The sequence below is a fragment of the Microbacterium petrolearium genome (assembly GCF_054782875.1).
The window spans coordinates 45,111-56,989 of the sequence record NZ_BAAGRQ010000015.1 but is presented as its reverse complement, the minus strand read 5'-3'; the positions used below and the strand labels follow the sequence as shown (position 1 = coordinate 56,989).

Annotated in this window: 9 protein-coding genes and 1 riboswitch; of the genes, 3 read left to right on the top strand and 6 right to left on the bottom strand. The window is 73.7% G+C overall.

From position 1 onward, the window contains the following. Positions 1-103: 103 nt before the first annotated feature. The gene (gene mfd, locus ACYVJ0_RS11525) at positions 104-3,718 is read left to right on the top strand and encodes a transcription-repair coupling factor (RefSeq protein ID WP_460817951.1); all 3,615 of its coding nucleotides are present in this window, start codon (positions 104-106) and stop codon (positions 3,716-3,718) included. Positions 3,719-3,797: 79 nt separating this feature from the next. Continuing rightward, complete coding sequence (gene nhaA, locus ACYVJ0_RS11520; protein ID WP_460817949.1) at positions 3,798-5,015, top strand: Na+/H+ antiporter NhaA; 1,218 nt, start codon at positions 3,798-3,800, stop codon at positions 5,013-5,015. A 21-nt stretch (positions 5,016-5,036) separates the two neighbouring features. Here the strand turns inward: nhaA and ACYVJ0_RS11515 are convergent, their stop codons facing one another. The 4 genes from ACYVJ0_RS11515 to thiM all read right to left on the bottom strand — a co-directional run bounded on the left by ACYVJ0_RS11515 (position 5,037) and on the right by thiM (position 8,703). Continuing rightward, on the bottom strand, positions 5,037-5,669 hold the full coding sequence (locus ACYVJ0_RS11515; RefSeq protein WP_460817953.1) for a nucleoside triphosphate pyrophosphohydrolase: 633 nt from the start codon (positions 5,667-5,669) through the stop codon (positions 5,037-5,039). 126 nt (positions 5,670-5,795) lie between these two features. Further along, the gene (gene thiD, locus ACYVJ0_RS11510; protein WP_460817948.1) at positions 5,796-7,214 is read right to left on the bottom strand and encodes a bifunctional hydroxymethylpyrimidine kinase/phosphomethylpyrimidine kinase; all 1,419 of its coding nucleotides are present in this window, start codon (positions 7,212-7,214) and stop codon (positions 5,796-5,798) included. After that, positions 7,211-7,879 carry a thiamine phosphate synthase gene (gene thiE / locus ACYVJ0_RS11505; RefSeq protein ID WP_460817947.1) on the bottom strand — a complete coding sequence of 223 codons (669 nt, stop codon included), beginning with the start codon at positions 7,877-7,879 and terminating at the stop codon, positions 7,211-7,213. The genes thiD and thiE overlap by 4 nt, the downstream gene beginning before the upstream one ends. After that, positions 7,876-8,703 (bottom strand): hydroxyethylthiazole kinase, encoded by an 828-nt coding sequence (gene thiM / locus ACYVJ0_RS11500; protein ID WP_460817945.1) that lies wholly within the window; start codon positions 8,701-8,703, stop codon positions 7,876-7,878. Before thiM ends, thiE begins: the two co-directional genes overlap by 4 nt. Further along, positions 8,694-8,787, bottom strand: a riboswitch (TPP riboswitch). (Overlaps the previous gene by 10 nt.) A 65-nt stretch (positions 8,788-8,852) precedes the next feature. Here thiM and hisS point away from each other — a divergent pair. Beyond that, positions 8,853-10,130 (top strand): histidine--tRNA ligase, encoded by a 1,278-nt coding sequence (gene hisS, locus ACYVJ0_RS11495; RefSeq protein ID WP_460817943.1) that lies wholly within the window; start codon positions 8,853-8,855, stop codon positions 10,128-10,130. A 25-nt stretch (positions 10,131-10,155) separates the two neighbouring features. Here the strand turns inward: hisS and ACYVJ0_RS11490 are convergent, their stop codons facing one another. Then, on the bottom strand, positions 10,156-10,638 hold the full coding sequence (locus ACYVJ0_RS11490) for an NUDIX domain-containing protein (RefSeq protein ID WP_460817941.1): 483 nt from the start codon (positions 10,636-10,638) through the stop codon (positions 10,156-10,158). After that, the gene (chrA, locus tag ACYVJ0_RS11485; RefSeq protein ID WP_460817939.1) at positions 10,635-11,831 is read right to left on the bottom strand and encodes a chromate efflux transporter; all 1,197 of its coding nucleotides are present in this window, start codon (positions 11,829-11,831) and stop codon (positions 10,635-10,637) included. Before chrA ends, ACYVJ0_RS11490 begins: the two co-directional genes overlap by 4 nt. Positions 11,832-11,879: the final 48 nt, after the last annotated feature.

Sequence of the window (11,879 nt, the reverse complement as noted above, 5' to 3'; positions counted from 1 at the left end):
CGCCGGCGCGGGAGCGCCGGCGCGAGCACGCGAGCGGCGCCCGCGCAGCGGGTGCCCGAGCGCGCGCAGATCCAATAAAAGAGCGCCCCGGTAGACTTGATCGGTGACTGTGCACGGGATCTCGCGCGCCCTCGACCGCTCCGAGTCCTTCCGCGACGCGGTCGCGAACGCCGGCGTCGATGCCGACTTCTCGCTCGTCGACGGGCTCGACGCCCCGGCGCTCGCCGCTCTCCTCGCACGCCGCGTCGCCTCCGGCCGGCCCGGCGTGCTGCTGGCCATCGCGCCGACCGGGCGCCGCGCCGATGCGCTGGGCGCGGCCCTGCAGTCGTTCGTGCCCGAGGCGACGGTCCTGAGCTTCCCCGCGTGGGAGACCCTGCCGCACGAGCGCCTGAGCCCGAGCGCCGAGACCGTGGGCCGGCGGCTCGCGACGCTGCGCGCGCTGGCCGCGTGGGACGGCTCCTCGCCCGTCGTCGTCACCGCCTCCGTGCGCGCCGCGGTGCAGCCGCTCGCGGCCGGTCTGGCCGACGTCGAGCCGATCGTGCTCGCGACGGGCGAGCGCGGGCACGACCTCGACGAGATCGTCGCGGCGCTCGTCGAGCGTGCGTACACGCGCGTCGACATGGTCTCGCGCCGCGGCGAGTTCGCGGTGCGCGGCGGCATCCTCGACGTGTTCCCGCCCGTCGCGGAGCACCCGTATCGCGTCGAGCTGTTCGGCGACGAGGTCGACCAGATCCGCGCGTTCTCGGTGGCCGACCAGCGGTCGCTGCCGGGCGACGTCGCCCGGGTCGAGCTCGTGCCGAGCCGCGAGCTGCTGCTCACCGACGAGATCCGCGAGCGCGCCCGTTCGCTGCAGGGGAGCCTGCCCGGCATCGCCCAGCTGCTGGAGCGCATGGCGGAGGGCATTCCGACGGAGGGCATGGAGTCCCTCACGCCGGTGGTGGCGGGCCCGCTCGTCTCGCTCGCGAGCTATCTGCCCCCGGGCGCCGCCGTGGCGCTCGTCGATCCGGAGCGCGCGGTCACGCGCGCGCTGTCGCTCGCCGAGACGAACCGCGAGTTCCTCGAGGCTGCCTGGAACGCCGCGACGAGCGGCGCGAGCGCGCCGGTCGACCTCGCCAGCGGCGACTTCCTCACGATCGGGCGGCTGCGCGAGGACGTGCGCGACGGCGGCGGCGTGTGGTGGACGCTCAGCCCGTTCGACTCGGGCGCGGCCGACATCGCGGCGGATCTGGCCGAGGCAGGCGAGGAGCACGAGGCGATCGAGGGCACGCGGATCCGCGGCTCGATCGTCCCGTCGTTCCACGGCAACGTCGACGGCGCGACCGAGCACATCGCGGCGCGGGTGCGCGAGGGCTGGAGCGTCGTCGTCGTGGCGGAGGGCGCGGGCCTGATCGAGCGGGCCAGGGACGTGCTCTCGGAGCGCGGGATCGCGGCGCGCGTCGTCGAGACGCTGGACGAGACGCCCGAGTCGGGGCTCGTCACGCTCGTGCGCGGCGCGATCGAGCAGGGGTTCGAATCGGACGAGGCGCGCCTGGCCGTGCTCAGCGAGAACGAGTTCTACGGCCGCACGATCGGCGGCACGAGCCGCGGTCCGAAGAAGCTCGCGAGCCGTCGCCGCAACGTCGTCGACCCGCTGCAGCTGAAGCCGGGCGACTTCGTCGTGCACGCCACCCACGGCATCGGGCGCTTCGTCGAGATGACCAAGCGCCAGGTGTCCACGGGCGGGCGCAACGCAGTGAAGACCGAGCGCGACTACCTCGTGCTGGAGTACGCGCCGTCCAAGCGCGGCTACCCGGGCGACAAGCTGTTCGTGCCGACCGATCAGCTCGACCTGCTCTCGAAGTACGTGGGCGGCGAGAGCCCGCAGCTGTCGAAGATGGGCGGCAGCGACTGGTCGCAGGCCAAGAGCAAGGCGCGCAGGGCGGTGCGCGACATCGCCGTCGAGCTCGTGAAGCTCTATTCGGCGCGCATGGCGGCCAAGGGTCACGCGTTCGGGCCCGACACCCCGTGGCAGCGGGAGCTGGAGGAGGCGTTCCCCTTCGCGGAGACGCCCGACCAGCTGCAGACCATCGACGAGATCAAGCGCGACATGGAGCGCCCGGTCCCGATGGACCGCCTGCTGTCGGGCGACGTGGGATTCGGCAAGACCGAGGTGGCCGTGCGGGCCGCGTTCAAGGCGATCCAGGACGGCAAGCAGGTCGCCATGCTCGTGCCCACGACGCTGCTCGTGAAGCAGCACTTCGAGACGTTCACGGAGCGCTTCGCCGGCTTCCCCGTCAAGGTCAGGGCGCTCAGCCGCTTCCAGACCGACAAGGAGGCCCGCGAGACGCTGCAGGGCCTCGCCGACGGATCCGTGGACATGGTGATCGGCACGCATCGGATCCTCACCGAGGGCGTGACGTTCAGGGACCTCGGCCTGCTGATCGTCGACGAGGAGCAGCGCTTCGGCGTGGAGCACAAGGACGCGCTGAAGAAGCTCAAGACGAACGTCGACATCCTCGCGATGAGCGCGACGCCGATCCCGCGCACGCTCGAGATGGCCGTCACCGGCATCCGCGAGATGTCGACGCTGGCGACGCCGCCGGAGGACAGGCACCCGATCCTGTCGTACGTCGGCCCGCGCAACGACAAGCAGCTGACCGCCGCCATCCGCCGCGAGCTGCTGCGCGAGGGCCAGGTGTTCTACGTGCACAACCGCGTGCAGTCGATCAACTCCGTCGCGGCCCACCTGGCCGAGCTCGTGCCCGAGGCGCGGATCGCGGTGGCGCACGGCAAGATGGGCGAACACCAGCTGGAGCAGGTCGTCGACGACTTCTGGGAGCGCAAGTTCGACGTGCTCGTGTGCACGACGATCATCGAGACCGGCATCGACATCGCCAACGCGAACACGATCATCATCGACCGCGCCGACAAGTACGGCCTCGCCCAGCTGCACCAGCTGCGCGGCCGCGTGGGGCGCGGGCGCGAGCGCGCGTACGCGTACTTCGTGTACGACGAGAACAAGCCGCTCAGCGAGACGGCGGCCGACCGACTGCAGACCATCGCGGTGCACAACGACCTCGGATCGGGCACGCAGGTGGCCATGAAGGACCTCGAGCTGCGCGGCGCCGGCAACCTGCTGGGCGCCGAGCAGGCGGGCCACATCGCCGGCGTCGGCTTCGACCTGTACCTGCGCATGATCGGCGAGGCGGTCGCGACGTTCCGTGGCGAGGAGACCGAGGGGCCGACCGAGCTGCGGCTCGAGCTGCCCGTGGACGCGCGCATCCCCGAGTCGTACATCGACAGCGAGCGCCTGCGTCTCGAGGCGTACCAGAAGCTCTCGGCCGCCGCCGCCGTGACGGCACCGGACGACGCGATCGACCTCGTCGTCGAGGAGCTGACGGACCGCTACGGCGAGCCGCCGGCCGAGGTGCAGGGGCTCGTGCGCGTGGCGCGCCTGCGTCGCCGCGCGGCGCAGGCCGGGCTGGCCGACGTCGTCGCGATGGGCAAGAATCTGCGCATCGCACCGGCGAACCTCGCGGACTCGATGAAGGTGCGCGTGCAGCGGCTGTATCCCGGGGCGAAGATCCTGTCCGGGGGAGAGGCGATGGTCGTGCCCCTGCCCACCCGGATCGAGCCGGGCGACGACGCGGCGCTCATCGGCTGGGTCGCCCAGCTGCTCGACGCGCTCTTCCCAGTGCCTGACAGGGCCCCGACCGGCTCGGCACCGACCGCCGGGTAGGGTGGAACGTGGTGTGCCGGGAAGTCTGGTCGGCGTCGCGCGCGGTCAGCGCGCGGCTCCGTCACCCCGAAAGGACCTGATGAAGCTCCTCCGTTCCGAGCGTTTCCCGGCCTTCCTCCTGCTCGGCGCCGCGGCGCTGGGCCTGATCGTGGCCAACCTCCCCTTCGGCGGCGCCGTGATCGAGGCCAGCCACGCGCACCTGGCGGTCCCCGGCACCGGCCTCGACCTGTCGATCTCCCACTGGGTGAGCGACTTCCTGCTCGCCATCTTCTTCTTCGGCGTCGCCGTCGAGCTGCAGTACGAGCTCACGAAGGGCCAGCTCAACAGCGCCCGCAAGGCCATCCAGCCCGCGATCGCCGCGGCGGGCGGCGTGCTCGTGCCGATCGGCGTCTACCTGCTCTTCGCCGCGGGCGACCCCGCCACCCGCGACGGCTGGCCCGTGCCGACCGCCACCGACATCGCCTTCGCCCTCGGCGTGCTCGCCATGTTCGGCCGGGGCCTTCCCTCGAAGGTCCGCGTGTTCCTGCTGGCGCTCGCGATCATCGACGACATCGTCGGCATCCTCTTCATCGCCGTCCTGTTCGCCCACGACATCGACTTCGGCAGCCTCGCCATCGGCATCCTGTTCGTCGTGGCCTTCGCGGTGCTGAGCCGGTTCCGCAACGACCGCAACACCGTCGTCCTCACGATCGCGATGGTCGTGCTCGGGCTCGCGGCGTGGGCGTTCGTGTACCTCGGTGGCATCCACGCGACGATCGCCGGCGTCATGCTGGGACTCGCGATCCGTCAGGACGAGGGCATGCACGCGCGCCACGCGCTCGAGCCCTGGATCAACGGGCTGATCCTTCCGATCTTCGCCTTCTTCGCGGCCCTCGTCGCAATCCCGCAGGTGTCGCCGTCCGAGCTGTCTCCGGCGCTGTGGGGAATCCTCGTGGCGCTGCCCGTCGGCAAGCTCATCGGCATCGGGCTGTTCGGATGGATCGCGGTGCGGATCCGCCCCAAGGGCGAGCCCGTCTCGATCGCGTTCCCGGACATCCTCGCCGCCGCGGCCCTGGGAGGCATCGGATTCACGGTGTCGCTGCTGATGGCGAACCTGGCGTTCGCGGACGACGCGCTGCTGCGGGACGAGGCGATCCTCGGCGTGCTCGGCGGGTCGGTCATCTCCTTGGTGATGGCGGCCGTGCTCGTATCGATGCGCGCGCGTCACCACCGCCGGCTGCAGGCCGAGGGGCTCGAGGAGCCCGCGCCGGAGCGCGGCGAGCCCGACCCGCACGAGCTCAGGGGCCAGCTGGACTGACGCCCGATCCGCGCCGCCGGGCTACTCGGCGGCGCGGATCTCGTCGGCCAGGGCGCGGGCGCGGCCGCGCAGCGCGCGCTCAGCATCCCAGCCGCGGGCGCGGGCGAGGGCGACGAGCCCGAGCAGCGTGTCGCCGAGCTCCTCCTCGCTCGCGGGCAGGGCCTCGACGCCCTCGGCCTGCTCGATGGCCTCGGCCGCGGCGATGTCCTCGAGCAGCTCGGCGCCCACGCCGACCTGCGCGCCCTTGCCGAGCAGCTTCTGCGCGAGGGCGAGCGACGGCATCCCTGCGGCCACGCCGTCGAGCACCGACGTTCGGTCGCGCTTCTCGGCCGCCTTGGCCGCGTTCCACAGCTCGAGCACGCGCTCGGGCGTCTCGGCCGTCTCATCGCCGAACACGTGCGGATGGCGGCGGATCATCTTCTCGTTCAGCCCGCGGGCGACGTCGTCGATGTCGAAGGGGTCATCGTCGCGCGAGGCGAGCTCCGCGTGGAACAGCACCTGCCACAGCAGGTCGCCCAGCTCCTCGCGCATCTCCGCGCGGTCGCCGCGCTCGACGGCGTCGACGAGCTCGGCCGACTCCTCGATGAGATACGGCACGAGCTCCTCGTGTGTCATCCGCTGCGTCCACACGCACCGCTCGCGCACCTCGCGCATGGTGTCGGCCGCCCGCTTCAGCTCGTCCCCGAATCCGCTCACCCCCCTATCCTCCCGCGAGACAGCATCATTGCGCCGAGACCGTGGCGTTCGGACGCTGTCTCGGCGCGAGAATGCGGTTCGCGTTCAGGGGGCGGCGAAGAAGGCGTGCTCGTGCTGCGCGGAGGTGACGAACGCCTCGCGCATGTCGACGAGCGTCACCGGATCGGCCGCCCGCGCGGCGCACTCGACGGTCGCCGTGGCCCGGCGGGTCGCGGCGGCGAAGGAGGGGTCGGCGTACGCCTGCACCCACGCGGCGTAGGGGTGCGCGGGATCGGGGGAGGGCATGCGCCGACCGATGTCGGCGTAGATCCAGTAGCAGGGCAACAGGGCCGCGATGAGCACCTCGTACCCGCGATCGGCCGACCGGGCGAGGTGATCGAGATACGCGCGCGTCGCGGGGGCGGCATCCGCGGTGGCGGCGGTCCATCGCAGGTGCAGCCGCTCGGCCTCCTCGCGCGCGGCGACGGAGCCCGCACGCCAGAACGCCGCGTCGGACGTGCGCGGCGCGAGCTCCGCCGCCCGGGCCAGGTGGGTCGCGTACTCGGCGAGATACGCGGCATCCTCCGCGAGGTACCAGCGGAACGTGTCGGCGGCGAGCGTGCCGTCGGCGAGGGAGCGGACGAACGGCAGCGCGTCGATCCGCGCGCGCAGCTCGGCGATGTCGCGCCACCAGGCCGAGGTGATCGGCCCGGCGCCCGGCAGCACCCGCTCGATCTCGACGAGGTGGTGCACCGGCCCGTTGCCCGTTCCCACGCGCAGGCGGGGGCCCTCGGCGATCGCGGCGGCGAGCCAGTCCCTGGCGCGCCCGACCGCGAGCGTCCAGTCGTCGTCACGCGCGGCGAGCGTGGCGATCGCCGCGGACAGCGAGCACCCCGTGCCGTGGGTGGTCGACGTGTCGATCCGCGGGCTCTCGAAGCGCGCGAGCGCGCCCTCCCGGCCGACGAGGGCGTCCACGACGAGCGGACCCGGGACGTGCCCGCCCTTGGCGACGACCAGCGTGCCGGAGGATTCCGCGAGCAGCCGCGCCTGGTCGAGGAGCCCGTCGGTGTCGCGGGCGGCGGGCCGGCCCACGAGGACGCCCAGCTCCGGGGCGTTCGGGGTGACGACATCGGCGAGCGGCAGCAGCTCGCGCAGCGCCTCCTCGGCCTCGGCGGCCAGCAGCCGGTCGCCGGAGGTGGCGACCATGACCGGGTCGAGCACCACGCGGGGCGGCCGCACCCGCTCGAGCCACTCCCGCACGATGCGCACGGTCGCCGCGTCGCCGAGCATGCCGATCTTCACCGCGTCGATCTCGACATCGTCGCTCACGGCGTCAAGCTGCTCGGCGAGGAACGACGGTGGCGGCGTGTGCACCGAGCGCACGCCGTGCGTGTTCTGCGCGACGAGCGACGTCACGGCGGCCATGCCGTACCCGCCGTGCGCCGCGATGCTCTTCAGATCGGCCTGGATCCCCGCGCCGCCGGTCGGATCCGTGCCCGCGATACTGAGGACGCGGGGGATCATGCGTCCACCCCCGCGAAGGCGCCGCGCAGCGCGCGGGCGGCCGCCTCGGGGTCGGGCGCGGCGCAGACGGCCGAGACCACCGCGATCCCCGCCGCCCCGGCCGCCCGCAGCGGTGCGGCGTCGGCCGCGGTGACGCCCCCGATCGCGACGGCCGGCAGCGCGGTGGCGGAGGCGAGCGGCCCGAAGCCCTCGTGGCCGACGGCGGCGGGCGCGTCGGACTTGGTCGCCGTCGGATGCACCGCGCCGATGCCCACGTAGTCGGCTCCGTCGCGCTCGGCCGCGGCGAGCTGCTCGGGCGTCGCCGCGCTGACGCCGACGACGGGCCGCGCGAAGCCGGCGGCGCGGAGCATCGCGCGCGCGGCCGCCGCAGGCAGATCCGACTGGCCCACGTGCACGCCGTCCACGCGCGCCCCGGCGTCGCGGGCGGCGATGGCGACGTCGACGCGATCGTTCACGAGCAGCGTCACGTGCGGAGCGGCGCGCAGGCGATCGGCGACCGCCCGCACGAGCTCGAGGACGTCGCGGGCGCCCGCGTGCTTCTCGCGGACCTGCACGGTCGTGACGCCCCCGGCCACGGCCCGCGCGACGACGTCCGGGACGGTGTGCCCCGCGGCGGCCGCGTGCGCGCCGTCCGTGACGAGGTAGAGCGACAGGTCGGCGCTCATCGTGCCGCGCCCTCCGCGGCCGCGGCGTCGAGGGCGCGCGCGATCGCGTCGTCGTCGAGCGCCGCGAGCTCGTCGAGCAGCGACACGGCGAACGATCCGGGCCCGGCCGCCGCGCGTGCGGCGCGCTCGGCCGCGATCGTGTAGACCGCGACCGCCGAGGTCGTCACGGTCGCGGGATCATCGTCGCGGCACGCGCCGACGAAGGCCGTGATGACGGCGCCGAGCGCGCAGCCGCCCCCGGTGATCCGCGTGAGAAGGGGCGTGCCGGTGGCGACACGCGTGATGCTCGATCCGCCGATGATCGCGTCCACGGCTCCCGACACGGCGACGACCGCCCCGGTGCGCGCCGCGAGCGAACGGGCGTCCGGCAGCACCTCGTCCACGCCCACCGCGCTGTCGGTTCCGCGCCCGCCCTGGCCGCCGCCCGCGAGCGCGGCGATCTCGGAGGGGTTGCCGCGGATGACGCGCGGACCGGCCTCGGCGAGGCGCCGCGCGAGGGGCGTGCGCACCGGGAGCGCGCCGACGGCGACGGGATCGAGCACCCACGGGGTCGCGGCGTCGGCCGCCGCCTCGGTGGCCTCCACGGCGGCGGCGCGCTGCTCGGGGCTCGGCGTGCCGAGGTTGACGAGCAGGCCGCTCGCCACGCCGGCGAACGGGCCGGCCTCGCCGACGATGTCGACCATCGCGGGGGAGGCCCCGACGGAGAGGAGCGCGTTGGCCGTGAAGTTCTGCACCACGGTGTTCGTGATGCAGTGGACCAGCGGCGCGGTGGATCGGACGGTCCGGAGGTGCCTCGACACCTCCGAGGCGGACGGCAGCGTCATCATGACATCCCTTCGCTCGTGCTGACGAGAGCAGGTTCGGCGGGTGTGATCTCAGCCCCGGTCGGGGCACCCCGTGTCGGGATCGACCCTAGCAGCGCTCCGCGGCGCGGCATCGGGCTCGGTGCGTCACCTGAGAGAATGGTCGGGCTATGGCTTCCGTGAATGCGCCGCGCGGGATGCGCGACTTCCTCCCCGCCGACAAGGCCCGTCGCGAGCGCGTGCTCGCCGTCATCCGCGAGCGCTACGGTGCGCACGGGTTCGACGAGATCGAGACGCCCGTCGTCGAGGAGTACGGGCGCCTGCACGCCGGGATCGGCGGCGACAACGAGAAGCTCGCGTTCAACATCCTGCGCCGCGGGCTCGACGGCGACGCCATCCGGGCGGCGGCCGACGACCCTGCCGCACTGACCGACCTCGGCCTGCGGTACGACCTCACGGTGCCGCTGGCCCGGTTCTACGCGACGAACCGCGCGGAGCTGCCGAGCGTGTTCCGCTCGATCCAGATCGCCCCGGTGTGGCGCGCCGAGCGGCCGCAGAAGGGCCGCTACCGCCAGTTCCTGCAGTGCGACATCGACATCATCGGCGACGACACCGCGCGCGCCGAGGCCGAGCTCATCGTCGCCTCGCTCGACACGCTCGACGCGCTCCGGCTGGAGGGCGCGACGGTGCGGATCAACGACCGCCGCGCGCTCGACGCCATGCTCGACGTCTTCGGCTTCGCCGCGGAGGAGCGCCCCGGCGTGCTCATCACGATCGACAAGCTCGACAAGATCGGCCCCGCCGGCGTCACCGCCGAGCTGCGCGAGCGCGGCGCGACGACCGAGGCCGTCGACGCGTTCGAGGTGTTCCTCGGCCGCGCGCCCGGCGCGCAGGCCGCATTCGGCCAGGACGCGATCCGCGCCGCCCTGCCCGAGGGCGTGCCGGACGAGGTGATCGCGCACCTCGTGGGCATCGGCGAGGCCGTCGCGGCCGCGCGCGGGGGAGTGCCTCCCCTCGTGTTCGATCCGTTCCTCGTCCGCGGCATGGGCTACTACACGGGCACGATCTTCGAGCTCGCCCACCCGTCGGTGACGTACTCGCTCGGCGGCGGCGGCCGTTACGACGGCATGATCGGCCGTTTCCTCGGCCAGGACGTTCCGGCGGTCGGCTTCTCGATCGGGTTCGAGCGGATCGTCGACCTCGTCTCGCTCGCCGACCCGGATGCCGCCCCCGCCGTCGTGCTCGTGCACGACAGGGACGTGCCGGTCGCCGAGCTCGTCGCCCTCAAGGCGGCGCTCGTCGCCGAGGGGTCGCGCGTGCGCCTCGAGCGGCGCACGAAGAACCTCAAGGGCCTGCTCGCGCGCGCCGAGGCCGACGGCTACACGGCCTTCGCGTCGGTCGCCGCCGGGGCGACGCGCGCCGAGCTCGAGCTCAAGCCGCTCGGCTGAGCGCCCCGCCCGGCCCGCGGGCGGGTCAGAAGCCGACGGGCGTCACCGGGTCGAGGGATCCGGTGCGCAGTCGATCCAGCACGATCCGCTCGTGCGGGACGACGGGATCGGGCAGCGCGGCGAGCGGGAACCAGCGCAGGTCGGCGGCCTTGTCCTCCTGCAGCGTCGGGTCGCCGCTCCAGCGGTCGCAGGCGAAGAAGAAGTCGACGCGCTCATCCACGGCGGCGCCGTCGCCCGTGCGGTGCTCGACGGTGAGGAACTGCAGATCGGCGGGATCCAGCGTCACGCCCAACTCCTCGAGCGCCTCGCGCGCGGCCGCCTCGAGCACCGACTCGCCCCGTTCGACGTGCCCGGCGGCCCCGGCGGCCCAGTGACCGTCGTAGTAGCCGGTGCCCTTGCGCAGCTGCAGCAGGACCTCGTCGCCGCGGCGGAGGAAGACGTACGCGGCGGGGATCACCGTGAAGCGGCCGTGTGCGGCGGCGTAGGCCTCGGAGTAGCGCTCGGTCACGGCAGCACCCCGATGAGCACGCCGCCGGCCGCGCCGACGATCACCACGGCCCACGGCGGCAGCCGGAAGGCGACGAGCAGCACGAAGCACACGAGCGCCAGCGTGAAGGCGGCCGGATCGGTGACGGCGGTGGTGAAGACCGGATCGTAGAGCGCGGCGGCGAGGATGCCCACGACGGCGGCGTTCGCGCCGTTCATGAGGCCCTGGCCGTTCGCGCTGCCGCGCAGCGCGGCCCAGAACGGCAGGGCCGCGACCAGCAGCAGGAAGCCGGGCAGGAACACCGCCAGCAGCGCGACGAGAGCGCCGAGGCCACCGCCGGCGCCGTTGTCGCTCACGGCGCCGAGGTAGGCGGCGAAGGTGAACAGCGGGCCCGGCATGGCCTGGGCCACGCCGTAGCCGGCGAGGAACTCCTCCGGCGAGACCCATCCGGTCGTCACGACCTCGCCCTCCAGCAGCGGGAGCACGACGTGCCCGCCGCCGAACACGAGGGCGCCGGCGCGGTAGAACGCATCCGCGAGGGAGACCGTCGGATCGCCGGCGATCGCGGCGATCGGCAGGCCGACGAGCAGGACGAGGAACACCGCGAGCGCGATGAGCCCCGCCGTGCGCGAGACGGGAACGCGCAGCCGGTTCGCCGGTGAAATCTCCGCGGGGCGGCACAGCAGCAGGCCCACGACGGCGCCCAGGGCGATCGCGGTGACCTGGCCGGTGGCGCCCGCCGCCAGCAGCGCGATGCCGGCGGCGCCGGCGGCGATCGCCGCCCGCGTGCGATCCGGGGTGAGCGTGCGCGCCATGCCCCACACCGCCTGGGCCACGATCGCGACCGCCACGATCTTGAGACCGTCCAGCAGGCCCTCGCCGACGGGCCCGCGGAACAGCGCCGCACCGAAGGCGAAGGCGACCATGAGCAGCGCCGAGGGGAGCGTGAAGGCGACGAAGGCGGCCAGCGCGCCGAGCGGCCCTGCGCGCAGCAGCCCGACCGCGAAGCCCACCTGGCTCGATGCCGGGCCGGGCAGGAACTGGCACAGCGCGACGAGGTCGGCGTACGACCGGTCGTCGAGCCATCGCCGCCGCTCGACGAACTCGGCGCGGAAGAACCCGAGATGGGCCACGGGGCCGCCGAACGACGTCACGCCGAGCTTCAGGAACGCCCGCGCGACCTCCCACCAGGAACCCCGCGCGATCGTCTCCACGCGGGGGAGTGTATCGGGGCGAGATGGCCGGCCCGCTTTGACTGCATT

Excerpts from the sequence above, each read along its gene's own strand:
- nhaA (WP_460817949.1), top strand. The coding sequence starts at position 3,798 with ATGAAGCTCCTCCGTTCCGAGCGTTTCCCGGCCTTCCTCCTGCTCGGC.
- ACYVJ0_RS11515 (WP_460817953.1), bottom strand. The coding sequence starts at position 5,669 with ATGCGCGAGGTGCGCGAGCGGTGCGTGTGGACGCAGCGGATGACACAC.
- thiM (WP_460817945.1), bottom strand. The coding sequence starts at position 8,703 with ATGACGCTGCCGTCCGCCTCGGAGGTGTCGAGGCACCTCCGGACCGTC.
- thiD (WP_460817948.1), bottom strand. The coding sequence starts at position 7,214 with ATGATCCCCCGCGTCCTCAGTATCGCGGGCACGGATCCGACCGGCGGC.
- hisS (WP_460817943.1), top strand. The coding sequence starts at position 8,853 with ATGGCTTCCGTGAATGCGCCGCGCGGGATGCGCGACTTCCTCCCCGCC.
- thiE (WP_460817947.1), bottom strand. The coding sequence starts at position 7,879 with ATGAGCGCCGACCTGTCGCTCTACCTCGTCACGGACGGCGCGCACGCG.